A 25886-nucleotide genomic window follows, 5' to 3' on the forward strand; every position below is an offset into this window, starting at 1 on the left:
CACCCACGGCCGCCAACTGGCGCCGGCGCAGCACCCCAAGGGGATTACGCCGGCGCCAGCACTTTGTTGAGCGCCGCCCGGATGCGCTTCTCGGACACCGAGTAGGCGGTCCCGAGTTCGACGGCGAAGAGGCTCACCCGCAGTTCTTCGATCATCCAGCGCACGTGGGTTAACTCGGCGCCGGCCCGCCGTCCGGGCAGCAGCGCGGAGACGGCGTCGTCGTAGTCGTCCTCGAGGGCCTGGACGGCGGCCATGTGTTGGGCATCCCGCTGGACGTTGCCCGCCAGCTTCTCTAGGCGTTTCTCGATCGCCGCGAGGTAGCGGGGCAGCTGGCTGAGCTGGGCGTAGCCCGTCCGTGCCACAAAACCCGGGTACACGAGCTGCTCCAGCTGGCTCTTGACGTCGTTGAGCGCGCTGATCAGGGCCAGGCTCGAGGTGCCCTTGAGCTGCTTTTCGATCCGGCGCGTGCTGGCCAGGATGCGCTCGACGACGGCGGTCACCGTGAAGACCGTGTCGATCAGCTCCGCCCGGACAGTCTCGTAGAGCGCCTTGAACGATGCCTCGTCCCAGGGCAGCCCGGCCGGCGTGAGCTTGTCGATGGCGGCCAGGGCGCAGTCAGCGATCAGCGCCGTCACGGAGCCGTGCGGGTTCTGGCTGAACGTCAGTTTCTCCGTGTTGTTCAGGTGCTCCAGGACGTACCGGTCCGGTGGCGGCACCTTGAGGGCAAGGAGCCTGATGACTCCGCCGCGCATGGCTTCCTGCTGTTCGGACGCGGTCTGAAACAGCCGCAGGGCCACGGAAGTTCCCTCGTCCACCAGGGCGGGATAGCCGGTGACGGTGTGCCCGCCCACGCTGCCCTGGACCTGGCGTTCAACGGTTCCGAACGTCCAGTCCTTGAGCCCGGACTTTTCTGTGAACCCGCCAGGGGACGCGGCCGCACCGAGGGGAGGCGCCGACGTGCCCGCCCGCGCCGTCCGGGCCGTTTCCTTCCCGTTCGAGGTCCCGTTCGTGGCAGCTTTGCCCCTGGCCGCCGTCCCCTTCGCCGGTGCCGTAGTGCCAGGTGTGGCGCCGAGGGATTCCGCGATTGCCCGGCGGGTGGCTGGAGCCAGCCGCTCCTGCAGCGCGCTGAGGTCTTTGCCCTCATCCAGGACCTTGCCGCGGGAGTCGACCACCCGGAAGCTTACGCGCAAGTGTGCCGGCACGGCGTCCCAGTTCCAGGAACCCGGCGGGATGACCTGTCCGCGGATCCGGCGCAGCACGAGTTCCAAGGAAGGCTCGAGCTCATCCGTTGCGAGATCGAAGTCGGCTTCCAGCGCCGCGACGGCCTGGCGGGCCACGTCCGGCGCCGGGACGAAGTTCTTGCGGATCTGCTTGGGCAGCGACTTGATGAGCGCCGTCACCAGTTCCACCCGTTGCCCGGGGATCAGCCAGCGGAATGCGGCGTCGTCGAGCTGGTTCAGGAACAGCACCGGGACCTCGGCGGTGACGCCGTCGGACGGATTCGGCGGCGAGCCGGGTGCCACGGGGTGGAACTCGTAGCTCAGCGGCAGTTCGAATCCCTTGTGCAAGAGCGTCTTGGGATAGGCCGATTCGTCCAGGGCCGCGGCGTCCTCGCTGATCAGCAGGGACTTCTCGAAATCGAGCAGCGCCGGATCCTGCTGCCGGGCATCCTTCCACCACTTGTCGAAGTGCCGCTCAGAAACGACGTCAGCGCCGATCCGGGCGTCATAGAACTCGAACAGCGTCTCGTCGTCCACCAGGATGTCCCGGCGCCGCATCCGGGCCTCGAGCTCCTCGACTTCGTGGAGGAGTGCGCGGTTGCGGTGGAAGAACTTGTGGTGGGTCTGCCAGTCACCTTCGACCAGGGCATGGCGGATGAAGAGCTCACGGCAGAGCTCCGGTTCCACCTTGCCGTAGTTGATGCGCCGGCTCGGGATGATGGGCACCCCGTACAGGGTGACCTTTTCGTGGGCCATCACCGAGCCCATCTTCTTGGACCAGTGCGGTTCGCTGTAACTGCGCTTGACCAGGTCCGGGGCCACCTGCTCGGCCCAGAGCGGATCGAACTTCGCCGCGACCCGGGCCCAAAGCCGGCTCGTCTCGACGAGTTCGGCGGCCATTACGAAGGTGGGTGACTTCTTGAACAATGCCGAGCCCGGGAAGATCGCAAAGCGGCTGCCGCGGGCGCCGGCGTACTCGCGCTTGCGCTCGTCGAGGATGCCGACGTGGCTCAGCAGCCCCGAGAGCAGGCTGATGTGGATGCCGTCGTGGTTGCCCACCGGATCGGCAAGGCGCTTGTTGTCCAGGCTGATCCCCAGCGGCCGGGCCATCTGCCGGAGCTGGGCGAACAGGTCCTGCCACTCCCTGACCCGGAGATAGTTGATGAATTCAGTGCGGCAGAGCCGGCGGAACGCCGTGGAGGAGAGCTCCTGCTGCTTCTCCTGCAGGTAGTTCCACAGGTTCAGGTAGCCGGTGAAGTCCGAGTTCTCGTCCCGGAAGCGGGCGTGCTTCTCCGCCGCGAGCTGCTGCTTGTCGGTCGGGCGCTCACGCGGGTCCTGGATGGTCAGGGCGGCGGCCAGGATCATGACTTCGCGGACGCAGCCGCGCTTTCCGGCCTCCACGATCATCCGGCCAAGCCTGGGGTCCACCGGCAGCTGGGCCAGCTGCTGCCCGACGGCGGTGAGTCCGCTTCCGGGGCGGCCGGAACCGCGGCGCTGCCCGCCGTCGCGCTGCCCGACGTCGTCCGTTGGCTCCTGCTGCCGGGCGGCGCTGAGGGCGCCGAGTTCGCGCAGGAGGCTGACGCCGTCGTTGATGGCGCGCGAATCCGGCGGCTCGACGAAGGGGAAGTTCTCCACATCCTTCGGTCCGCGGGCCACGCCCATGGCGGTCATCTGCAGGATGACGGCCGCGAGGTTGGTGCGCAGGATCTCCGGGTCCGTGAAGGGCGGCCGAGACTCGAAGTCCTCCTCGGAGTACAACCGGATCGCGATGCCGTCGGAGACACGGCCACAGCGGCCCGAGCGCTGGTTGGCCGAGGCCTGGGACACGCGCTCGATCGGCAAGCGCTGGACCTTGGTCCGGTGTGAGTAGCGCGAGATGCGCGCGGTGCCGGTGTCGATGACGTACTTGATGCCGGGGACAGTCAGCGAGGTTTCGGCGACGTTGGTGGCCAGCACGATCCGGCGCTTGCTGCCGGGGTGGAAGACCTTGTGCTGCTCCTGCAGGCTCAGCCGCGCGAACAGGGGAAGGACCTCGGTGCCGGCCAGGCGCCGGTTGGACTGGATGCGGGCGTTGAGTGCCTCCGCCGCGTCGCGGATTTCGCGCTCGCCGGAGAAGAAAATCAGAATGTCGCCCGGCGCCTCCGTTGCGAGTTCGTCGACGGCGTCGCACACCGCGTCCAGCGGGTCCCGGTCCTCCTCGAGTTCGTCGTCCGCGGCTGCGCCTTCCCCGGCTCCGTCTTCGGCGCCGCCGGCGGGCTGGGACAGCGGGCGGTAGCGGATTTCCACGGGGAATGTCCGGCCCGAGACCTCGATGATGGGGGAGGGCTCTTCCTCGCTGCCGAAGTGCTTGGCGAAGCGCTCCGGATCGATGGTGGCCGAGGTGATGATGATCTTCAGGTCCGGGCGCTGCGGCAGGATGCGCTTGAGGTAGCCGAGGATGAAGTCGATGTTGAGGCTGCGCTCGTGGGCCTCGTCAATGATGATGGCGTTGTACCTGCGCAGCAGCTTGTCGCGCTGGATTTCCGCCAGCAGGATGCCATCGGTCATGAGCTTGACCTTGGTGGACCGGCTTACCTCGCCGGTGAAGCGGACCTGGAAACCCACTTCCTGGCCGATCTCGACGCCGAGTTCCTCCGCAATGCGCTCGGCCACCGTGCGGGCCGCCAGCCGGCGTGGCTGGGTGTGGCCGATCAGTCCGTTCTCGCCCAGGCCGAGTTCCAGGCACATCTTGGGAATCTGGGTGGTCTTACCCGAGCCTGTCTCGCCGGCGATGATGGTCACCTGGTTGGCCGCGATGGCGGCCATCAGATCTTCGCGGCGCTCGGAAACCGGCAGGTCGGCGGGGTAGGAAATATGAAATGTCATGGCTGGAGACAGTCTACTGGGGCGGCCTGTCTACCGGAGTGGCGACGGCGGACGTTCAGTCACCCTGTTCTGGCACTCCGTTGAACTCCGGTGGTCGCCTGCGCTGCTAAGTCCCGGCACATGTTGAGGGCCCGGTCGGTGACCGGGCCCGATGGGCAGGTGGGCAAAACGTGCGCGGACTCAGAAGTTCCGGAGGGTGTAATTGATGCTCGGCAGGTCCCGGGCCATCCAGTATTCATCCGAGCGGACGGGAGGAGTGTGGCCGAGGCCATCCTTGCGGAGGGCGGCGATCGTGGCGGTGACGCCGGCAAGAACCAGGATGATGAGGGCGATTCCGAGGAGTTCCATACCTCTATGGTTCTCCGGTTCGCCCCCTTAAAAAAGTGGCAGAAAAGACCAAAAAGCTATAATTTCTGCCACTGTTTCTGCCACAATGGAGTCATGATCAAATCAGTGGCAATGATCGTGGTCCCCAACTTCTCGATCTTCGAGTTTGCGACCGCCTTTGAGGTCTTCGGCATAGACCGGTCGGACCGCGGAAACGGCGTGCCAAGCTTCGATTTCCGCGTCTGCGCTCCGGAGCCCGGCGACGTCCCGCTCAAATCCGGCCTGTCCATGCACGTTGGTCTCGGGCTGGAAGCAGCTGCGGACGCGGACCTGGTGGTGATGGCGCCGTACGGCCGCGACGAGGATGTTCCCGAGTCCGTCCTGGACGCATTGCGGGCGGCGCATGCCCGCGGCGCCTGGGTGATGTCCATCTGCTCCGGGGCCTTCGCCCTGGCCCGCGCAGGGCTGCTCGATGGCAGGCGCTGCACCACGCACTGGCACTACTCCCAGGAGCTGGCCAGCCGGTACCCCGCTGTCCTGGTGGATGAAAACGTCCTCTACGTCGAGGACAGCCGGATCATCACCAGCGCCGGCACGGCCGCCGGGATCGATGCCTGCCTGCACCTGATCCGCGTTGAGTTTGGTGCGAAGGTGGCCGCCGCCATCGCCCGGGACATGGTGGTCCCGCCGCACCGGGACGGCGGCCAGGCCCAATATATCGACCGGCCCATTCCGCAGTGCGGCTCGGAGCCCATGGAACAGCTGCTGCAGTGGATGGTGAGGCATCTGGACGAGGAACACGCGGTCAACGAACTGGCAGCCCGGGTCCATATGTCGCCGCGGACGTTCGCGCGGCGCTTCCGCGCGGAAACAGGAGCTACCCCGGCGGCATGGCTCAATTCCCAGCGGGTGCTGCGCGCCCAGGAGCTGCTGGAGACTACGGAGCTCAATATCGACGAAGTGGCGCGGGAAGCCGGCTTCGGGCATTCGGTACTGTTGCGGCACCACTTCGCAAAGGCGCTGGACACGAGCCCCCAGTCCTACAGGCGAACGTTCCGGGGGCACCTGGCCACAGCCTAGGCCGCGGGTCAGCCAAGGCCCGGCGGAGCCGCCTCCTCCTCGGCCGCGGCCCGGGCGCAGTCGACGAGGTCGCGCCATGGTCCTGTCAGCTCACGCTCCGGCAGGACCGCCCGGCGCTGATCGGCCCGGATGCTGTACATGAACCGGTCCGGCTGGCCGGCTGTCCCCACAGTCCCGCCGACGGCGTCCCAGGGGCAGGCCTCGATCAGCGGCTGCCACCGGTCCGTGTCTTCCGGCGGCTCGGGCCGGACAGTCCACGTCAGTTTCATGCCGGCCACGCCGCCGCTGCGCTGGACGATGATCTTCATGGGACTCGGATCTACATGGGACTCGATTTGCGGGGCCTGACTTATCGTCGGGCTCCCGGGAACTTGACCTTCACAGTTTCCCACGCGGAGCGCACGGCGTCATGCTCTTTGGAATCCTCCCCGAAAAGCTCCTTGGCTGACGCGGCAGTGGCCTTGGCGAAGGCGCCGAACGTGGCATTGGGGGACAGTGTGCCGCCCGTCAGGGTCTCGTACCAGATCCGTGCCGGCGCGTCCCAGGCATTGCCGCCGAGGGAGGTGGAAACCAGACAGAACGCACGGTTCGGGATGCCGGAGTTGATGTGCACTCCGCCGTTGTCCGCACTGGTGCGCACGTACCCGTCCATCGAGTCCGGCTGCGGGTCCTTGCCGAGCACGTCGTCGTCGTACGCCGTCCCCGGGGCCTTCATGGACCGCAACGCGGACCCCTGCACCTGGTCCGTGAAGAGGCCCTCGCCGATCAGCCAGCTGGCCTGCGCCGTCGACTGCTTGCGGAAGTACTGCTCGACGAGGGCCCCGAAGACATCGGACATCGACTCATTCAGGGCACCGGCCTGATTGCGGTAGAGAAGCCCGGCGGAGTACTGGGTGACCCCGTGGGTCAGTTCGTGGCCGATCACGCTGAGGGATTTCGTGAACCGCTCGAAGACCTGGCCGTCGCCGTCTCCAAAGACCATTTGCTGGCCGTCCCAGAAAGCGTTGTCATACAGGCGGCCGTAGTGGACGCTGGCATCCAGGTGGAGGCCCTTGCCGTCGATCGAATTCCTTCCGAAGGCTTCCGCGTAGAGCCGGTGCGTGTGCCCCAGGCCGTCATAGGCCTCATCGGCGGCGGGATCGCCGGTGGGCGGTTCGCCTTCTTTGCGGACCACGCTGCCGGGCAGTTGCTCGGCGAACTTGGCGTCGTAGACCGTCCGTTCCGGCGGAGAAGGCTTGATCTCCCGCAGGCCAGGCTGGCCGCCGGGCCCGGGCACTGTGCGGGAGGCCTGGAAGCCAGGCACGTGCTGCAGGGCCTGCTTGGCCGCCCGGGCGGCCAAGGAGAGCTCAGGCTCGCGCTGTGCGGCCAGGCGACGGAGCATATAGGGCGGAACGATGGAGCAGTACGGAGTTGGAACGAACATGAGAGACCCCTTCACGCTACGGGGCGTGCCGGGTAGCCGCCACCGATGAAATCAGACTACGAGCGGGGACTGACATTCGGCAGGGTCAAAGCCGCTGGATTTGCGCGTTTTTCGCCGACCTCGGGCGGATCGGGAAACAAAAAACCCCGCCGTTTCAGTGAAACGGCGGGGTTTTCCGGCGATGCCGGTATTCTGTGCCCTCGATAGGATTCGAACCTACGACCTTCTGCTCCGGAGGCAGACGCTCTATCCCCTGAGCTACGAGGGCATCCAGGGTTCCTGCCGTTACCGGCGGGACGTCCTAGAGCTTAGCAGGAAGGTGGCCTCCAACGGAAAATCGGGATGCCTTTGTGGAGCCATGTGTGCGCCGGCTGCCCAAAATTCCCGTGAAACTCCGGGGCGGATCCGGCCCCTAGCCGGCCCCTCAGTAGCCGGTGAAGGAATCTACATGGACCCGGCGGGCACCCGCGCCACGTGCCGCGGCCCGCAGCGAGCGCACGCTGGCGGGCGAGCCGGAGACGAAGACTTCCCGGCCGCCGATGTCCGGGACCAGCTCCTGGAGGGCCGCCGCGTCAATCCTTCTGGCGCCCGCGTTGTGCATGAAGGCCGGCGGCGCCGAACCGTCGGCAAGCCGCGCCAGGACGCGCGCGCCGCAGCGCTGCAGCTCCTCGGCATAGGCCAGTTCTTCGGGATTCTTTGCCAGGTACAGCAGGACAGTGTCACGGTCAGTTGTCGGCGTCCCGGCTGGGGTTGCGCCTGACGCACCCGCCGGCGCCCCGGCCAGCTGGGCCATGTAGGGGGTGATCCCGATTCCGGCCGCGATGAGGAGCACGGGGGCGGCCGGGTCCCGGGGCAGGACGAAGTCGCCGCCCACGGTGGTCGCGGTAAGAGAGTCGCCAGGTGCAAGGGCCAACAGCGAGCGTTTGGCGGAGGACACGGGCTCAGCCGTCCCGACGCCGATCGTCAGCAGGGGTGCACCGGGGGCGCTTGTCAGGCTGAACACGCGCCGTATTCCCTTCCCATCGCCCTTGCCGGCACGCCGGTCGCGAGCTTTGTCCGGCGGCAGGTGCAGTTCCAGGGACTGCCCGGGGGTGAAGCGCACCTGGCGTTCCGGGCGGAAGCTGAACTCCGTCGTCGTGGGCGTCAGCACCCGGGAACCCTCAAAACGCAGCCGCACCGCGCCCCGCTGCCCGGCGGCGAAGGCGAGCACGTTGCCCACCAGCAGCGCCAGTTCGGGGGAGTTGGCCACGAACCCCAGGTTGTACGGAACGGCGAACAGCACCCCGACGACGGCGGCCAGTGCCAGTTGCTGCCAGCGCCGCGGTGGCAAGGTGAGCGGTTCGGTGAGCATGAAACCGACGAAGAACAGCACCGGACGCTGCGCAAAGGTCTGCCACAGCGCCTCGGGAAGGTCCAGCCCGGCCCGCAGCAGGTCCGCGGCCACGATGGATACGGCCACGACGGTGAAGACGGCGGCCATGATGACTTTGCGGGTCCGGTACAGCACCAGCAGCACCCCCGGCAGCACCAGCAAGAGCATCGACGGTGTGGCCGCCCACCAGGTGGCAATGTTGAGCCCGGTCAGTCCGGCGAGGAAGGCGCCGGCCGCGGCCGGGTTGAAGATGTGGCGGCCGCGCCAGGCCAGCGCATACTTCGAGGCCGAGGCCAGGACGCAGGCCAGGGCGACGCCGCCGATTTCGGCCACCTGGAGTCCCTGGGTCAGCTGGCTGGGCCAGAAAAGGAAGTACAGCAGCAGACCGGTGATGAGCGAGGACTCCGTGTGCGGACGCACGTGGAAGAGCGCGGCCAGCCCCTGGCTGGAGGCGTACGTCAGGCCAAGGCACAGGACCAGGTGGGCCAGCATTTCCGGCAGCCCGAACGTCAGCCAGCCCAACACATTGAGCAGCAGGCTGTAGCCGGCCAGGACGGCCAGGACCCACAGCACCAGCCGGTACATCGTGAGCCGGCCCAAGGCGGTATCCAGCCTCGAGCCGATCGGAGTGGTGGTGATGGCAGTCATGAAAACAGCGCCCCTTCGAATTCGGCTGAATATTCCGCGTGCCCGTCCGAATAGGCCGTGAGCCAGGCGAAATCGAACTCCTGCTCCAGCCGCGGACCGTCGACAAAAAACAATGCTGTGGCGAGCGCATCGGCCACCATCGCCGTCCCGGCCATGGCCCAGCTGGCGACGACGGTGCGCACCGGCGCTCCCGTGGTGCCGTCCAGGACGTGGTGGATCCCGTCGCCCCAGACCCGCCGGTTCGCGGCGGAGGCGCACAAGGCGCCGGCCTCAAGCTGGACCGTGCCAATCGCCTGGGTGGGATCGTAGGGATGCTCAAGGGCCACCACCACAGGATCCGGCCCCGGGTTCAGCAGGTCTCCGCTGGCATCGATGAAGTGCTCGGCGATGCCGTCGTCCCGCAGTTGCGCAGAGAGCAGATCGGCCAATTGCCCTTTGCCGGCCGCGCCGACGTCGATCACCACCGGTGCCGAGGTGGTGAGCACGGTGCCGTGCCAGTCCAGTACGTCCTCCCACCGCGGCGCGGGAAGCGGCGCGCCGCCCGGGCGCAGGGAATAGTTGGCGTCATAGCCCAGGCGCTCCAGGCTGCCTCCGATCAGCGGGGTCATTGCGCCGTCGGTGAGCCGGTACAGCGTGCCGTACAGCTCGGCCAGGGCGGCTGATTCTTCGGGCAGCTCAACGCGGCCAGGCGTTCGGGCGGCGTCCGCAATAAGTGAGTCGGGCCGGAACCGGGACCACGCGGCGTCGTACGTCTCCACCGTGGCGAGCAGTCCACGGCGGTGTTTGCCGGAGAGCCGGGACGGCGTGGAAATCTCCCAGCGGGTCCCGATCCCGTCAAAGCTGAAGTGCGACCAGCCCGGATGAGGCACGATTCCTCTGTTCCTGCTCCTCTGTCCCCGGCAGGGTTACTGGGCCTGTGTCTTGATATCCGCCACGGCCTGGTTGAAGCCGCCGCTGGTCAGCGAGGATCCTGCCACTTTGGACACCTTGATCTCGTCCAGCTTCTTGCCCACCACCTGGGCCTGGATGCCGCTGGCGAACTCGCCCTGGAACTTGCGGGTGTTCGGATTCGACGGGTGCGGGGTGATCTTTACATCGGACACCGAGCCGCCGGCCAGGGTCAGCTCCACGCCGACAGTCTCGGTGCCGTTGGGCGAGGTGTAGTGGCCGTCGGCACTGTACGTGCCGTCCTTGTAGGACCCGGTGCTTGCGGCGGACTCGGACGCCGGAGCCGCGCCCTGGGCGGCCGGCGGCTGCGCGGCCGGGGCGCAGCCAGCCGCGGTTCCGGCGACGGAGAGGCCGGCGATGCCGACGAGGACGCTTTTACGGAAGGCGGAATTCATGCGGGACTCGATTCGTTGCAGGATCGGACAGCCAAAATATCGTGGCACTGACAGAGTTGACGACGTTGTTTTTAGGGTAACGGTTCACCCTTGGTGCGAAGTACCGAAGACCTTGGGTTTTCCCGGATGCGGCCGTGTCCCTCGCGCAGACGTCATGCCGGGCGCGGGATTCCGCGGCACCACGGGCCCACCGGTAGGCTAGAAGTGTGACCCCAGAAGAACTCTCCCTCGCCATATCCGCCTGCCTGAAGGACGCCGTCGCGGCCGGTGACATTGCCCTCTCCGCGGCCGACATCCCGGCTGAGGTGCGCGTGGAGCGCCCGAAGAACAGGGACCACGGGGACTGGGCCACCAACGTCGCCCTGCAGCTGGCCAAGACGGCCGGCACCAACCCGCGGGAGTTCGCGTCCGTCCTGGGCGCCCGACTGAAGACGATCGACGGCGTGTCCGCGGTGGACATCGCCGGGCCCGGCTTCCTGAACATCACCGTGGACGCTGCCGCCGCCGGCACCCTCGCCAAGGCGATCGTCGAGGCCGGACCCGCGTACGGCACGAACACCGCGCTCGCCGGGCACGTGGTCAACATGGAGTTCGTCTCGGCCAACCCCACCGGCCCGCTGCACATCGGCCACACCCGCTGGGCCGCCCTCGGCGACGCGATCGCCCGCGTCCTCCGGGCCTCCGGCGCCGACGTCACGGCCGAGTACTACATCAACGACGCCGGTTCCCAGATGAACGTGTTCGCCAACTCCGTGTTCGCCCGGCTGCACGGCCGGGACGTGCCCGAGGGCGGTTACCCGGGCCAGTACATCGCGGACCTCGGCCACGAGGTGCTCACCGAACACCCCGACATCCGCGAACTCACCGAAGTCGCGGCCCTGCCGGTGATCCGCGGCGCCGCCTACAAGGCACAGATGCACGACATCAAGCAGACGCTGGCCGGGTTTGGCGTCGACTTCGACGTGTTCTTCTCCGAGCAGGAGCTCCACGACGCCGGCGCGATCGAAGACGCCGTCGCCCGGCTGCGTGAGCAGGGCCACGTGTTCGACGACGGCGGCGCGGTCTGGCTGCGCACCACCGACTTCGGCGATGACAAGGACCGCGTGATGATCCGCGCCAACGGTGAGCCGACGTATTTCGCAGCCGACGCCGCCTACTACCTGTCCAAGAAGGACCGCGGCTACACCGAGAAGATCTACCTCCTCGGCGCCGACCACCACGGGTACATCAACCGGCTCAAGGCCATTGCGGCCGCCGCCGGGGACGACCCCGAGGCCAACATCGAGGTCCTGATCGGACAGCTGGTCTCGGTCAACGGCGCCAAGCTGTCCAAGCGCGCCGGCAACATCATCGAGCTCAAGGACCTCATCGCCTGGCTCGGCAAGGACGCCGTCCGGTACTCGCTGGCCCGGTTCCCCGCCGACTCGCCGCTGACGCTTGACCCGGAGCTGCTGAAGAAGCACAGCAACGAAAACCCGGTCTTCTACGTCCAGTACGCCCACGCCCGCTCCCGCGGTGCCGCCCGCAACGCCGTGGCCGCGGGGGTGGAGCGCCGTGTGGACGGCAAAGACAGCTTCAACGCGGCCCTGCTGGATCATGCCACCGAAAACGAGCTGCTCTCGCACCTGGGCAGCTACCCCTCGATCGTGGCCAAGGCCGCCGAGCTGCGCGAGCCGCACCGCGTGGCCCGCCACCTCGAAGTCATCGCCGGCGCCTACCACCGCTGGTACGACGCCTGCCGCGTCGCGCCCCAGGGCGAGGAACCCATCACCGACACTAACCGCACCCGGCTGTGGCTCAACGACGCCACCAGCCAGGTGCTGGCCAACGGACTGGAACTGCTGGGCGTCTCGGCGCCGGAACGGATGTAACCGCCATGACGTCAACACCCAAACAGCAGGAAACCCCAGGACAGTCCCCGCTCGCGCCGGCCTGGCTGGAGGTCCCCGCGGACCTCAACGCCCTCCACGAACCGCTGTGGGCGGGCGGGGTTGCGCGGAACGAGGACGGCGAGCTCACCATCGAGGGCCTGAGCGTCAGCGAGCTGCAGCGCCAGTACGGCACCCCCTTGTTCGTGCTGAGCGAGACCGACTTCCGGGCCCGGGCCCGGGCGTTCAGCGACGCATTCAACGATGCCTTCGCCGATATCTGCGGGGGAGTGGACGTCTACTATGCCGGCAAGTCCTTCCTGTGCACCTCGGTGGTCCGCTGGGTTGAAGAAGAAGGCCTGCGACTGGACACCGCATCCGGCGGCGAACTCGCCGTCGCCGCGCGCGCCGGCATTCCCGGCGCCGACGTCGCGCTGCACGGCAACAACAAGTCCGACGGCGAAATCCACCGTGCACTGGACATGCAGCTGGGCCGGATCGTGGTGGACAGCCTCGACGAGCTCGAACGCGTCGCGGCGATCGCCGCCAACCGCGGCGACACCGCCAGGGTCATGCTGCGGCTGACCCCCGGGGTGCACGCCCACACCCACGAATTCATCGCCACCGCCCACGAGGACCAGAAATTCGGCCTGTCCATGGCCGGGGACTCCACTGAGAAGGCCGGCCTGTCCGCCGCCGAGGAAGCCGTCGCCGCGGCGACCGGGCACGCCAGCATTGAGCTGCTGGGCCTGCACTGCCACATCGGCTCGCAGATCTTCGAACCGGACGGCTTCGCCCTCGCCGCGGAGAAGCTGCTGGACTTCCTGGCCGCGATGCAGGCCAAATACTCGATCGTGCTGCCCGAACTTGACCTCGGGGGCGGCTACGGCATCGCCTACACCCCTGTCGACACCCCGCGCCCGCCCGCCGAGATCGCGCAGGCGATGGCCGCCGTCGTCCGTTCCAAGTGCGCCGCGCTGGGCATCAGCGCCCCGCGGATATCGATCGAACCGGGCCGCGCGATCGTCGGAAGCACCACGTTCACGCTGTATGAGGTCGGCACGCTCAAGACCGTCCGGGTGGATTCCGCCGCCCCGGAGGGCCACAACGCCGCAGAAGACGTTACGTACCCCCGCCGGTATGTGTCGGTGGACGGCGGGATGAGCGACAACCCCCGGCCGGTGCTGTACGACGCGGATTATTCGGCAATTCTCGCCTCCCGCAGCTCCGAAGCGGGGCCGCAGCTGTCCCGAGTGGTGGGCAAACATTGCGAGAGCGGCGACATAGTTGTTAGAGATGTATATCTGCCCGAGGACGTGGCAGCCGGTGATCTGCTTGCTGTACCGGGGACCGGCGCATACTGCTGGGCCCTGTCAAGCAACTACAACTATCTGGCCCGGCCGGGCGTTGTCGCTGTCCGCGATGGATCTGCCCGGCTCATTGTCCGCGGGGAAACCGAAGAAGATCTGCTCAACCGCGACATGGGAGTCTGAATGACCGAATTGCGAACCCTGAAAGTGGCCCTGCTGGGCTGTGGCAACGTTGGGGCCCAGGTTGCGCGGATTCTCATTGACGACGCCGACGCCCTCGCCGCCCGCACGGGCGCACGCCTGGAACTGAGCGGCATCGCTGTGCGCAACCTCGAAGCCGAGCGCGACGTCAAGCTGCCGCAGGAGCTGTTCACCGCGGACGCCGAGACCCTCGTCAAGGACGCCGACCTCGTCATCGAACTCATGGGCGGCATCGAGCCGGCCCGTTCCCTGATCCTGACCGCAATGCGGCACGGTTCCTGCGTTGTCACCGGCAACAAGGCGCTGCTGGCGCAGGACGGCCCCACGCTGTACGAGGAAGCCGACAAGGCCGGGGTGCAGCTCTCCTACGAGGCCGCCGTCGCCGGCGCCATCCCCATCCTGCGCCCCATCCGGGACAGCCTCTCCGGCGACCGGATCACCCGGGTGCTCGGGATTGTCAACGGCACCACCAACTTCATCCTCGACCAGATGGACTCCACCGGGGCGCAGTTCGCCGATGCCCTGGCAGAGGCCCAGCGCCTGGGCTACGCCGAAGCCGATCCCACCGCCGACATCGAAGGCCACGACGCCGCCGCCAAGGCCGCGATCCTTGCCTCGCTGTCCTTCCACACGCGGTTCGCCCTGGAAGATGTCTCGTGCGAGGGCATCACCTCGGTCACCGCGGCAGACATCGCCGCCGCCAAGGATGCCGGCTTCGTCATCAAACTGCTGGCCATTGCCGAGAAACTGGCTGACGAGGACGGCAAGACCGGCGTCTCCGTCCGCGTCCACCCCACGCYGCTGCCCCGCGAGCACCCCCTCGCCGCCGTCCGCGGCGCGTTCAACGCCGTCTTCATCGAAGCCGAGAACGCCGGCGAGCTGATGTTCTACGGCCAGGGCGCCGGCGGCACCCCGACGGCGTCCGCCGTGCTGGGCGACCTCGTTTCCGCTGCCCGCCGCATCGTCCTGGGAGGCCCCGGCCGGACCGAAACCACCACCGGGCACGTGCCCGCGCTGCCCATCGACGCGGCCGTCACGAGCTACTACATCGGACTCGACGTCGCGGACCAGCCCGGAGTCCTGGCCCGGATCGCCCACCTCTTCGCGGAGCACGGCGTGTCCATTGAAATCATGCGGCAGACCATCCACCGCGACGCCGACTCCAACGTGGAGTCGGCCGAGCTGCGGATCGTGACCCACCGTGCCCGGGAATCCGCACTTGCAGCAACCGTCGAGGCCGTCAGGCGCCTGGACGTCATCAATTCCGTCACATCCGTACTGCGGGTAGAAGGGGTCTAAGTGGCTCACCAATGGCGCGGTGTCATCCGCGAATACGCTGATCGTCTTCCTGTCACGGAAGCCACTAAGGTCATCACCCTGGGCGAGGGCGGCACCCCGCTCGTGCACGCCCGCCACCTCTCCGAGCTGACCGGCAGCACCGTCTACCTCAAGGTCGAAGGCATGAACCCGACCGGTTCGTTCAAGGACCGCGGCATGACCATGGCCATGACCGCGGCGGTGGCCTCCGGCGCCAAGGCCGTCGTGTGTGCCTCCACCGGCAACACCTCGGCCTCCGCCGCGGCCTACGCGACGGCGGCCGGGCTGCAGTGCGCGGTGCTGGTCCCCGAGGGCAAGATCTCCATGGGCAAGCTCAGCCAGGCCGTCGCCCACGGCGCCACCCTGCTGCAGGTGGACGGCAACTTCGATGACTGCCTCGACATCGCCCGCAAGCTCGGCGAGTCCTACCCGGTGTTCCTGGTCAACTCCGTCAACCCCGCCCGGATCGAGGGCCAGAAGACCGGCGCCTTCGAAGTGGTGGACGCCCTGGGCGATGCCCCCGACTTCCACGTGCTTCCGGTGGGCAACGCCGGCAACATCAGCGCGTACTGGAAGGGCTACAAGGAGTACTCCGCGCCGTTCGAGTCACCCACCGCCGGGTCGCTGCCCGCCGTCGCCACCAAGACCCCGGTCATGTGGGGCTTCCAGGCCGCCGGCGCTGCCCCGTTCGTGGCCGGCCACCCCATCACCGAGCCGGACACCATCGCCACCGCCATCCGGATCGGCAACCCGGCCTCCTGGGACACCGCTGTTGCGGCCCGGGACGAGTCCGGCGGCGTGATCGAGGCCGTCACGGACGAGGAAATCCTGTCCGCGCACCGCTGGCTCTCCGCCCGGGAGGGCGTCTTCGTGGAGCCCGGCTCCGCTGCCGGCGTCGCCGGACTGATCAAGAAGCACGCGGCCGGTGAAGTGCCGGCCGGCAAGACGATCGTGATCACGGTGACAGGTCACGGCCTCAAGGACCCCCAGTGGGCCCTGCGCACCGAGGACGGCAGCGACGTGCAGCCGGTCAGTGTCTCCAACGACGTCGTCACCGTCGCCGCAGCACTGGGACTGGAAGAAAAATAACGTTGGAAACAACCCTCACCATCCCGGCCGAATCTGCTGCCGGCTCGCCGGCTGTTCCGGCGGGCCAGGTTGTCACCGTCCGGGTGCCGGCCACCAGCGCCAACCTGGGCCCCGGGTACGACAGCCTCGGCGTGGCCCTCACGCTCCATGACACCCTCACCGTGGAAACGCTCGCCAGCGGTGAGCTGGAATTCGAGCTCAGCGGCGAGGGCGCCGAATCGCTGCCCCGCGACGCCACGCACCTGGTGGTCAAGGCCCTCACCGAGGCGCTTCACCGCCTCGGGTACCGGCACGAAGGCCTGCGGATCACGGCGGACAACGTCAACCCGCACGGGCGCGGCCTGGGCTCTTCGGCCTCGGCCGTGGTGGCTGCTGTCAGCGCAGCGAATGCCCTGGTGCCGGAAATATCCCGGCGCGGCCGGGACTGGATCCTCCAGCTCACGAGCGAAATGGAAGGCCACCCGGACAACGTTGCACCCGCCATTTTCGGCGGACTGGCGCTTTCATGGCAGGACAGTGACCAGTACAGCAGCACGAGTGCGTCCGTGGCCGCAGCGGTGGTCCCGGTTGTCGCGGTGCCGGACTATGAGCTCTCCACTGAGGCGGCCCGGGCACTCTTGCCGGCCTCGGTGGGCCACCATGCCGCGGCCATGAACTCAGGGCGTGCCGCCCTGCTGATCCATGCCCTCACCGCCAACCCGGAGTTCCTGCTGCCGGGCACCGAGGACTACCTGCACCAGAGCTACCGCGCCCAGGCCATGCGGCCCAGCGCGGAGCTGATCGGCGCGCTGCGCCGGGCAGGGCACGCCGCCGTCGTCTCCGGTGCAGGACCCACCGTATTGGTCCTGGCCAACGGGGAAGCGGAAGCCGATGAAGTCGTAGACTTCATCGCCGCCCACACGGCGGGCAACACGCCRGAAGTTGGCTGGCGTGTGATGAAGCTGGCCGTGGACGTCGAAGGTGCTAAAGTGGAAGTGCACCGGCGGTAAATACGCAGGCGGTAAATTTATTAACCGTTGTAAGACCGCGATGTTGGCCACGTAGCCTCTCTCATCTTTCACTGCGCAATATTTTCCGGTGCCACCTGCTTTCGGTCTGACGCAGGACTCAGCAGATTTTCTCTGCCCCCTCATACGTCAGCCCGCCGTTCCTCATTTCTCGGAATCGTGCATGGTGAAGCAGTATCCGGCCCTGCTGGTCGAAATCCATCCGGCAAGGCCGAAAATCCCGGCTGCAGATCTGAACTGCAGCCCAGATCAAATCACCGCGTCCAGCTCTTAGTCTGGACGCCGTCGAGGGGGAAGGATCCTTCGTGACCGAAACCACTGAGCTGTCTCCGGCTGTGGATACATCTTCTGCTGCCGGATCTTCGGCAGCACCCGCCAAGAGCAGCGGCCTTGCAGGCCTCAAGCTCGCCCAGCTCCAGGCTCTCGCCAGCCAGCTTGGCATTTCCGGCGGTTCCCGCATGCGCAAGGGTGATCTGGTCACGGCCATTTCCGCCCACCGCGCAGGCACTCCGGTAAGCAAGGCTCCGGCCCGCGCTGCCGAAAAGGCGAGCGACAACGGCACCGTTTCCCAGGCATCAGCCCCGGTAACTGCGCCGGCAACCGCGCCCGCAGCTGCCGCCGAGGAGGCCCCGGCCCAAGAAAGCCCCCGCGCCCGCCGCGGCCGCAGCCGCCGTGCAGGCAGTGACGGAGTCGTCACGACGCCCGCCACCGAGGCACCTGCCGCAGCCCCGGCCGAAGCTCCCGCCGTTTCCGCTGAGTCCGGCACCGCTGACTCCGGGACGCAGGCTGGCGCTGCCGTTTCCGCTCCGGAAACTTCCGACCGCACCCGGCAGCCGCGAACCCGCAACCGCCGTCGCGGCGAGGCCGCCGCGCAGGCCACTGAGGCCGGTGGCCAGGGCGCCGAGGCGCAGGCCGAACAGCCCGCCGCCGAACAGCGCACTGAGCAGCGTGCAGAACAGCGCACCGAGCAGCGTGACCAGCGCACCGAGCAGCGCCAGGGCGAGCCGGGCAACGAAGACGGCCAGCGCCGCGACGCCGCCCGCACCCGTGGCGGCCGCGACGAATCCGCCGGCACCCGCGAGAACACCCGCGACAGCGATGATTCGGACGGCGGAAGCCGCCGGAACCGGCGCAACCGTCGTGACCGCAACGACCGCGGTGACCGCCAGGGTCAGCAGGACAGCCGCGACAACTCCTCGCGCAACGACCGCTTCCGCGATCGCAACGACCGCCGCCGCGGGCGCCAGCAGGGACCGGACGTCGACGACGTCGAGGTCACCGAGGACGACGTCCTGCTGCCGGTCGCCGGTATTCTGGACGTGCTGGAGAACTACGCGTTCATCCGCACCTCGGGCTACCTGCCGGGCCCGAACGACGTCTACGTCTCGCTCGCCCAGGTCAAGAAGTACAACCTGCGCAAGGGCGATGCCTGCGTCGGTGCCATCCGTGCACCGCGCGAAGGCGAAGACCGCAGCCAGCAGTCCGCGCGCCAGAAGTTCAACGCCCTGGTCCGTGTGACCTCGGTGAACGGCAAGACGCCGGAAGAACTCAAGGACCGCGTCGAATTCGCGAAGCTCGTCCCGCTGTACCCCTCCGAGCGCCTGCGCCTCGAGACGGACCCGAAGAAGATCGGCCCCCGCGTTATCGACCTCGTGGCCCCGATCGGCAAGGGCCAGCGCGGCCTGATCGTTTCGCCGCCGAAGGCCGGCAAGACGCTCATCCTGCAGTCCATCGCCAACGCCATCACCACCAACAATCCTGAGGTCCACCTCATGATGGTGCTTGTTGACGAACGCCCCGAAGAAGTCACGGACATGCAGCGCACCGTCAAGGGTGAGGTCATTGCCTCCACCTTCGACCGTCCCGCCGACGACCACACCACCGTGGCCGAGCTTTCCATCGAGCGCGCCAAGCGCCTCGTGGAAATGGGCATGGACGTTGTGGTGCTCCTGGACTCCATGACCCGCCTGGGCCGTGCCTACAACCTGGCAGCACCGGCTTCCGGCCGCATCCTGTCCGGTGGTGTGGACTCCGCCGCGCTGTACCCGCCGAAGCGCTTCTTCGGTGCAGCCCGCAACATCGAAAACGGTGGCTCGCTGACCATCCTGGCAACCGCGCTCGTCGAGACCGGTTCCAAGATGGACGAGGTCATCTTCGAAGAGTTCAAGGGCACCGGCAACATGGAACTGCGCCTGTCCCGCCAGCTCGCGGACAAGCGCATCTTCCCGGCCGTGGACGTCAACGCGTCCGGTACGCGCCGCGAGGAAAACCTGCTTTCCCCCGAGGAAGTCAAGATCATGTGGAAGCTGCGCCGCGTCCTCTCCGGACTCGAAACGCAGCAGAGCCTTGAGCTGCTGACCAACAAGATCCGGGAGACCCAGAGCAACGTCGAGTTCCTCATGCAGGTGCAGAAGACGACGCTTGGTGCGAAGTCCGATAACGACAAGTAGTTGACGTAGGGGTGGGGCCGTCTGTTGTTTAGCCGGCCCCGCCCCTTTGTCGTTCGGTTTTTTGCCGCCCCCGCCCCTACGCGTGGAGGCTCGATCCTGTCGGATCTGAGCCTCCACGCTCCGGCAGGCCCGATGCCACTCCCGGGGCGGCAAAAAACAGAACGACTTGCACTCGTCCCACCCAACGCACGGCGTTACTAGACTTGAGAGAGTCGAAAGAGGTTTGAAAATGTTTGAGTCCGTACAGGGCCTGTTGGATGAGCACGACTCTATCCAGGCCCAGCTGGGGGATCCTGCTGTTTATGCCGACCAGCGGCTGGCCCGGAAGCTGGGGCGGCGTTCTGCCCAGCTGWACGGCATTGTGGAGGCCTACCACCGCTGGGAAGCCATCAGCGATGACCTGGCGGCTGCCAAGGAAATGGCGGACGAGGACCCGGAGTTCGCCGCGGAGGTGCCCGAGCTGGAGGCTGCGCTGGAGACGGCGGCGGCCAAGCTGCGCCGGCTGCTGATTCCGCGGGACCCGGACGATGCCCGCAACGTGATCCTCGAGGTCAAGGGCGGCGAAGGCGGCGACGAAGCTGCGCTGTTCGCCGCGGACCTCCTGCGGATGTACAGCCGTTACGCGGAATCCCGCGGCTGGAAGACCGAGATCATCTCCGCCACCGAATCTGACCTGGGCGGCTACAAAGACGTCCAGATGGCCGTCAAGGGCAACTCCAACGATCCTGCCGAGGGCGTCTACGCCCGGCTCAAGTTCGAAGGCGGCGTGCACCGGGTGCAGCGCGTGCCCGTCACCGAATCCCAGGGCCGCATCCACACCTCGGCCGCCGGCGTGCTGGTGCTGCCCGAAGTGGACGAGCCCGAGGAACTCGAGATCAACCAGAACGATCTCAAAATCGACGTCTACCGCTCCTCGGGTCCCGGCGGGCAGTCGGTCAACACCACCGACTCCGCGGTGCGCATCACCCACCTTCCCACCGGAATCGTCGTCGCGATGCAGAACGAGAAGTCGCAGCTGCAGAACCGTGAAGCCGGCATGCGCGTGCTGCGCGCCCGCATCCTGGCCCACCAGCAGGAGATCATCGACGCCGAAAACTCCGCGCAGCGCAAGTCCCAGATCCGCACCATGGACCGCTCCGAGCGCATCCGTACGTACAACTACCCGGAAAATCGGATCGCGGACCACCGCACCGGATACAAGGCCTACAACCTGGACCAGGTCATGAACGGCGACCTGGAACCGGTAATCCAGTCGGCCATCGAACTGGACGAGCAGTCCCGGCTCGACGCCATCGGCGAATAGGCGCGGCCCACTCGTGATGACAGCAGGTGATGGTCCGAGCCTCGCGGCGGCCGTCAGCGAGGCGACGGCGGTCCTCGCCGCCGCCGGCGTGCCCAGCCCGCGCGTGGACGCCGAGCTCCTCGCCGAGCACCTGCTCGGCGTCGGGCTCGGCCGGCTGCGCGCGCTGATGCTCGGCGACGCGCCAGCCCCTGCGGGCTATGCCGACCTCGTTGCCGAGCGGGCGCAGCGCATCCCGCTGCAGCACATCACGGGCGTGGCGCACTTCCGCTACCTCGAACTCGCCGTCGGTCCCGGCGTGTTCATCCCGCGCCCGGAAACCGAGTCCGTGGTGCAGCTGGTGCTGGACTGGCTCAAGGGCAGGGCCGGATTGGCACACCCGAAGGTGGTGGACCTGGGCACCGGATCCGGCGCGATCGCAGGATCGATCGCGCACGAGGTTCCCGGCGCGGAAGTCCACGCGGTGGAATACAGCGAATTCGCCCACGCCTGGGCGGCGAAAAACCTGTTGCCCCTGGGCGTCCACCTCATCCGCGGCGACCTGCGCGACGCGCTGGGCGAACACAACGGCACGTTCGACGTCGTCGTGTCCAACCCGCCCTACATACCCGCCGAAGCGATCCCCAACGAACCCGAAGTGGCGTTGCACGACCCGCCCGAGGCGCTGTACGGCGGGGGAGCGGACGGGATGGAACTTCCGACGGCGGCGGCGGCCTCGGCTGCCCGCCTGCTGGTGCCCGGCGGCTACTTCGTAATGGAGCACGCCGAAGTCCAATCGGAATGGATCGCCGCGATGCTGAAACGCACCGGGGTGTTCTCCGAGGTCCGGACCCACCGCGACCTCAACGGCAAGGACCGGGCCACCAGCGCAGTGCTGACACAGTCAGAACAAACACTGCAGCACTGACGCCCCCGCAAAAAATCGTGTGACAAGTGATGAAAGAATAGGCCAGTGACGACTAGCTACGATTGCACGGCAGCTGAGCAGCGCGCCGCAGGACTTGAACACGCCCAGCGGGCCATCCGTGAGAGCAAGTGTGTGGTCTTCCCGACCGACACCGTCTACGGTATTGCCGCAGACGCCTTCTCGCCCCTCGGCGTGACCCTGCTGCTTGCGTCCAAGGGCCGGAGCCGGAAGATGCCGCCGCCGGTGCTGATCCCCAGGCTGAACGCCCTCGATGGCCTTGCCACGGACGTCCCGGCCGAGGCGCGGCGGTTGGCCGAGGCGTTCTGGCCCGGGGGACTGACCCTGATCCTGCATGCCCAGCCGTCATTGGACTGGGACCTTGGTGAAACGAAGGGGACCGTTGCCCTGCGGATCCCGGCCGACGAGATCGCCCAGGACCTGCTGACGCTCACCGGCCCCCTCGCCGTGTCCTCCGCGAACCGCACCGGGCAGGCGGCGGCGCGGACCGCAGCGGACGCCGAGGCGCAGCTGGCGGAATCAGTGGAAGTCTACCTCGAGGGCGGACCCCGGCCCGCCGAGGGTGCCGAAGCCCTCGCCTCAACCATCGTGGATGCGACGGTGCAGCCGCTGCGCGTGGTCCGTCAGGGAGCCATCAGCCTCGAACGCCTGCGCGGCGTGGTTCCCGGCCTCCTGGACGTCGACGGCAACGCCCCTGAACGTGAGGACGCTGCCGAAACGGTTGCTGAGGCGGCCGCGCCTGAGGCTGGTGCTGTTGAGGCGGCCGAGCCTGAGGCCGAATCGGCTGTTGAGGCGGCCGTGCCTGAGGCTGACACGGCTGTTGAGGCGGCCGTGCCTGAGGCCGAATCGGCTGTTGAGGCGGCCGTGCCTGAGGCTGACACGGCTGTTGAGGCGGCCGTGCCTGAGGCTGGCGCTGGGCCCGAGGCCGCACCCCGGCCCGCTGCGCCTGAGCCCGGCTCGGCATGACGCTGGAGCGCCAACGCGTCCCATTCCTCGACGTCGACGCTACCCCCGTGACCGTGTCCGAGCTGACAGCCCTCCTTACCGCCTACGTGGCCGAGGGCCGGACCCGGACAGTGGTGGGGCACAACCTGCACAGCGTCACGCTGCTGCACTCCGATCCCGGCTTCCGGTCCTTCTACGACCACAGCGACGTGGTGCTGATCGACGGCGCACCGGTGCTTTGGCTCTGGGCCAAGACGGGCGAAGAGGACGACGGCAGGGGTCCGGTAATGGATTACCGGCTGGGATCGACCGACTGGATTCCCGCGCTGGGCAATGTCGTGGGGCTGCAGCGCATTGCGGTGATCGGTGCAGGCGCCGTGGCCAACGCCGGCGCAGTGGCCAAACTGCGGGAGATTGTCCCCGGGGCGCGGGTGGACGGCATGCCCGGCGAAGACTGGAACCACGACGTTGAGGACGCCGCCGTCCAATGGCTTGCCGGGCTCCGCCCGCAGCTTGTGCTCCTGGGCCTCGGGATGCCGCTGCAGGAACAGGTCCTGGCGCGGCGGCTTCCCATGCTCCCGCCGGCCGTCTACTGCGCCGTCGGCGGCGCCATCGAACAGATTGCCGGCGTGCAGAAGTTGGCGCCGCGCTGGATCGGGCGGCTCGGCCTCGAGTGGGCCTGGCGGCTCATGCTCCACCCGCAGCGGGTGGCCTACCGGGTGTTCGGCGAGCCGTGGGTGCTGCTGGGTTTGCTGCTGCGCCGCCGGCTGGGCCGGCCGGCCCAGGGTCAGTAACCCTAGCCCCCGCAACCCTAGCGCCCGCGGCCCAAGCGTCCGCGGCGCGGCCGGTCAGAACTTCTGGTCCTCCAGCGGACCGAAGCCCTTGCCCCGGAGCCCGGCGGAAAAGGCGCGGAACCAGTCTGCAAGCCCGCGGAGGTCTCCGCTGCGCAGGAAGTAGCCGAGGTAGCCGCCCACATCCGCGACAAAAGACTTGACCCGGAAATGGCGGCGGATCATGTAGCCGCGGTTCCGGTAGTAGAAGTAGCGTTTGAAGGCCGAATCCGGCACGATCACGTGCCACCGCGCGCCGAAGACATGCTTGGTTTCGGAGAAGGCATGCGGGTGGGTGATGGCAGCGGTGGTCACCGTGCCGAAACGGATCCCGGCCTTCCTGAGCCGCAGCGTGAAGTCCACCTCGTCGCCGCGGATGAACAGGCGCATGTCCGGCAGGCCCACTTTGAAGAAGACATCGGAGCGGATCAGGGCGCCGTTGAAGAAGTGACCGTCGTCGGGCAGGAACCCGACCTTCTCCACCTCGGCACGCTCATGCGTGACCTTGCCGTTGAGCCGGAAGAAAAAGGACAGCTGGTCCGGGTGGCCGGGGGCCACGACCAGGGGCACCACGGCGTCCAGGCCGCGGTCCTGCGCCTCGCGGAGCAGCGTGGCAAGGCAATCGGGGTCGGCCGGCTCGGCGTCGTCGTCCATCATCCAGATCCAGTCGGCCCCGCTGGCCACAGCCTTGAGGATGGCGAGCGAGAATCCGCCGGCCCCGCCAAGGTTCGCCTCGGACCTGACATAGTCCACGTTGGCGTGCCGGTCGGCGACATCTTTCGAGGGCACGGTGCCGCTGTCGATGAGGCAAATGGAGCGCACATCGGCGGTCTGGTTATTGATGGCGTCCAGCAGGACCGCCAGCTCCCGGGGACGGTCAAACGTCACGGCAGCGACTGCAACCGAGGGGGTCATCGCGGGGTCCTTTCAGCACGACCGACAGTGGTTTTCCCGCCGGCGGAGGGCCGTGTGACGCGAAGACAGGTGGCCGTTGGCATTAGTATCTTGACTAGAGTCCACTGTAATACAGCCCTGTCAGGCACTACGCACTGCCTGCCCTGCGCACGGCGACGGAGAAGTTTCATTTTTCGAAAGACTGTTCCACGGCAACTTAATTCCCCCCATTTCCGCAGCTCACCGGTGCCTCCGCTGCTGCGGAGCGTTCTGCCGTGTCTTGCCTGCGCGGACCGCGCTGACGGTGCCTGGCTGGTGGTCTTCCCGTGATCATGTACCTGCTCATGATGCTGACGGCAGCGCTCGTGAGCTACGCGGCTACGTGGGGCGCCCGGCTGGTGGGCAACAGGCTGGAACTGTATTCGCCGATCCGCAGCCGTGACATGCATTCCACGCCGATTTCCAGGCTCGGCGGCCTGGGCATCTTCGCGGGGGTCCTGGTCGCACTGGTTACGGCGAGCAATTCGTTCTTCGTCAAGGACATCTTCCGGAACAACACCGCTCCCTGGGGGATCCTCGCCGGGGCCGCCGTGATCGTGCTGGTCGGTGTGGCGGATGACCTGCTGGATCTGCGGTGGTGGATCAAGCTGATCGGCCAGAGCGCCGCGGCACTGGTCGTGGCCACCTGGGGAGTGCGGATGACGATCATCCCGTTCGTCCCCGAGCCGTTCGTGATTCAGAACGAGGCCGTGAGCATCGTGCTGACCGCCGGGCTGATCGTGACCACAATGAACGCCTTCAACTTCATCGACGGACTGGACGGCCTCGCCGCCGGTGTGGCGATCATCGGGGGAGCGGCGTTCTTCCTCACGGCCTACTGGGTCCACCGCACGGCCGTCCTGCTGGACCGTTCGGACCTGGCGACCCTCCTGACCGCCATCGTGGTCGGCAGCTGCGTCGGGTTCCTGCCGCACAACTGGTTCCCCGCGAAGATCTTCATGGGCGATTCCGGGGCCATGCTGATCGGCCTGATCATGGCCTCGGCCGGCATCGTGTCCACCGGCCAGATCAGCTCCGGCCTCTACGACCGGGCCAACGGTATCCCCACGGTCATCCCGATCCTGCTGCCGTTCGCCGTGCTGTTCCTGCCGCTGCTGGACCTGGGCCTTGCGGTGGTCCGGCGCACCGCGCTGGGCAGATCGCCGTGGTCCGCCGACCGCGGGCACCTGCACCACAAGCTGCTGGACATCGGGTACTCGCACCGCGGCGCCGTGGTGCTGATGTACCTGTGGACCTGCATTCTTGCCTTCGGCGGCCTCGCGTTCGCGATCTTCCCCTGGCACATTGTCCTCGCCGTCGATCTGGCCGCCGCGGTCATCATGGCCGTGGTGACGGCCTGGCCGTACCTGCGGCAGCGGGGGCCCGGAGCAATGGCCAGCACACCCGAGTAACCTTTGCCGCCCCCGTCCGAC

The 25886-nt window shown here is 67.6% G+C and carries 20 protein-coding genes and 1 tRNA gene; 12 read left to right on the forward strand and 9 right to left on the reverse strand.

The genetic code is table 11. The annotated features are described in order from the left end of the window. Positions 1 to 44 precede the first annotated feature (44 nt). The gene (gene hrpA / locus AB4089_RS01040) at positions 45 to 4085 is read right to left on the reverse strand and encodes an ATP-dependent RNA helicase HrpA (protein WP_441407484.1); all 4041 of its coding nucleotides are present in this window, start codon (positions 4083 to 4085) and stop codon (positions 45 to 47) included. A 180-nt stretch (positions 4086 to 4265) separates the two neighbouring features. Further along, entirely contained in the window at positions 4266 to 4433 is a 168-nt protein-coding gene (locus AB4089_RS01045) for a hypothetical protein (RefSeq protein ID WP_441407485.1), read from the reverse strand. 93 nt (positions 4434 to 4526) lie between these two features. Here AB4089_RS01045 and AB4089_RS01050 point away from each other — a divergent pair, with 93 nt between their 5' ends. Beyond that, a complete protein-coding gene (locus tag AB4089_RS01050) occupies positions 4527 to 5492 on the forward strand; it encodes a GlxA family transcriptional regulator (RefSeq protein ID WP_441407486.1) in 966 nt (321 codons plus the stop codon). An 8-nt stretch (positions 5493 to 5500) separates the two neighbouring features. On the opposite strand, the gene AB4089_RS01055 is transcribed toward AB4089_RS01050, so the two are convergent. The 6 genes from AB4089_RS01055 to AB4089_RS01080 all read right to left on the reverse strand — a co-directional run bounded on the left by AB4089_RS01055 (position 5501) and on the right by AB4089_RS01080 (position 10278). Continuing rightward, on the reverse strand, positions 5501 to 5800 hold the full coding sequence (locus tag AB4089_RS01055) for a protealysin inhibitor emfourin (protein WP_441407487.1): 300 nt from the start codon (positions 5798 to 5800) through the stop codon (positions 5501 to 5503). A 41-nt stretch (positions 5801 to 5841) separates the two neighbouring features. Further along, positions 5842 to 6915 carry a M4 family metallopeptidase gene (locus AB4089_RS01060; RefSeq protein WP_441407488.1) on the reverse strand — a complete coding sequence of 358 codons (1074 nt, stop codon included), beginning with the start codon at positions 6913 to 6915 and terminating at the stop codon, positions 5842 to 5844. Between the two features lie 195 nt (positions 6916 to 7110). Beyond that, positions 7111 to 7183 (reverse strand) — tRNA-Arg (locus AB4089_RS01065). A 156-nt stretch (positions 7184 to 7339) separates the two neighbouring features. Further along, entirely contained in the window at positions 7340 to 8935 is a 1596-nt protein-coding gene (locus AB4089_RS01070) for an FAD-dependent oxidoreductase (protein WP_441407489.1), read from the reverse strand. Next, complete coding sequence (locus AB4089_RS01075) at positions 8932 to 9804, reverse strand: FAD:protein FMN transferase (protein WP_441407490.1); 873 nt, start codon at positions 9802 to 9804, stop codon at positions 8932 to 8934. Before AB4089_RS01075 ends, AB4089_RS01070 begins: the two co-directional genes overlap by 4 nt. A 36-nt stretch (positions 9805 to 9840) precedes the next feature. Next, positions 9841 to 10278 carry an FMN-binding protein gene (locus tag AB4089_RS01080; protein ID WP_441407491.1) on the reverse strand — a complete coding sequence of 146 codons (438 nt, stop codon included), beginning with the start codon at positions 10276 to 10278 and terminating at the stop codon, positions 9841 to 9843. Positions 10279 to 10484: 206 nt separating this feature from the next. Between AB4089_RS01080 and argS the strand changes: the two genes are divergently transcribed. The 10 genes from argS to AB4089_RS01130 all read left to right on the forward strand — a co-directional run bounded on the left by argS (position 10485) and on the right by AB4089_RS01130 (position 23484). Beyond that, entirely contained in the window at positions 10485 to 12149 is a 1665-nt protein-coding gene (argS, locus tag AB4089_RS01085) for an arginine--tRNA ligase (RefSeq protein WP_441407492.1), read from the forward strand. A 5-nt stretch (positions 12150 to 12154) separates the two neighbouring features. Continuing rightward, a complete protein-coding gene (gene lysA / locus AB4089_RS01090) occupies positions 12155 to 13639 on the forward strand; it encodes a diaminopimelate decarboxylase (protein WP_441407493.1) in 1485 nt (494 codons plus the stop codon). Continuing rightward, complete coding sequence (locus AB4089_RS01095) at positions 13640 to 14956, forward strand: homoserine dehydrogenase (RefSeq protein WP_441407494.1); 1317 nt, start codon at positions 13640 to 13642, stop codon at positions 14954 to 14956. It begins immediately after the preceding gene. Continuing rightward, positions 14957 to 16063: a threonine synthase gene (thrC, locus tag AB4089_RS01100; RefSeq protein WP_441407495.1), complete on the forward strand. Its 1107-nt coding sequence runs from the start codon at positions 14957 to 14959 to the stop codon at positions 16061 to 16063. 2 nt (positions 16064 to 16065) lie between these two features. Further along, positions 16066 to 17052, forward strand: a complete 987-nt coding sequence (thrB, locus tag AB4089_RS01105; protein ID WP_441407496.1) for a homoserine kinase — start codon at positions 16066 to 16068, stop codon at positions 17050 to 17052. Between the two features lie 323 nt (positions 17053 to 17375). Continuing rightward, positions 17376 to 19520, forward strand: coding sequence for a transcription termination factor Rho (gene rho / locus AB4089_RS01110; protein ID WP_441407497.1), 2145 nt, complete (start codon positions 17376 to 17378; stop codon positions 19518 to 19520). A gap of 229 nt (positions 19521 to 19749) precedes the next feature. Then, entirely contained in the window at positions 19750 to 20823 is a 1074-nt protein-coding gene (prfA, locus tag AB4089_RS01115; protein WP_441407498.1) for a peptide chain release factor 1, read from the forward strand. A 16-nt stretch (positions 20824 to 20839) separates the two neighbouring features. Then, positions 20840 to 21727, forward strand: a complete 888-nt coding sequence (gene prmC, locus AB4089_RS01120) for a peptide chain release factor N(5)-glutamine methyltransferase (protein ID WP_441407672.1) — start codon at positions 20840 to 20842, stop codon at positions 21725 to 21727. A 45-nt stretch (positions 21728 to 21772) separates the two neighbouring features. Beyond that, positions 21773 to 22711, forward strand: coding sequence for an L-threonylcarbamoyladenylate synthase (locus AB4089_RS01125; protein WP_441407499.1), 939 nt, complete (start codon positions 21773 to 21775; stop codon positions 22709 to 22711). Then, the gene (locus AB4089_RS01130) at positions 22708 to 23484 is read left to right on the forward strand and encodes a WecB/TagA/CpsF family glycosyltransferase (RefSeq protein WP_441407500.1); all 777 of its coding nucleotides are present in this window, start codon (positions 22708 to 22710) and stop codon (positions 23482 to 23484) included. Before AB4089_RS01125 ends, AB4089_RS01130 begins: the two co-directional genes overlap by 4 nt. Before the next feature lie 54 nt (positions 23485 to 23538). On the opposite strand, the gene AB4089_RS01135 is transcribed toward AB4089_RS01130, so the two are convergent. Then, positions 23539 to 24435, reverse strand: coding sequence for a glycosyltransferase (locus AB4089_RS01135; RefSeq protein ID WP_441407501.1), 897 nt, complete (start codon positions 24433 to 24435; stop codon positions 23539 to 23541). A 305-nt stretch (positions 24436 to 24740) separates the two neighbouring features. On the opposite strand from AB4089_RS01135, the gene AB4089_RS01140 reads away from it, so the two are divergent. Further along, positions 24741 to 25865 carry an MraY family glycosyltransferase gene (locus tag AB4089_RS01140; protein ID WP_441407502.1) on the forward strand — a complete coding sequence of 375 codons (1125 nt, stop codon included), beginning with the start codon at positions 24741 to 24743 and terminating at the stop codon, positions 25863 to 25865. Positions 25866 to 25886: the final 21 nt, after the last annotated feature.

The organism is Arthrobacter sp. 2MCAF15, from assembly GCF_052115605.1.
Lineage (GTDB): Bacteria > Actinomycetota > Actinomycetes > Actinomycetales > Micrococcaceae > Arthrobacter.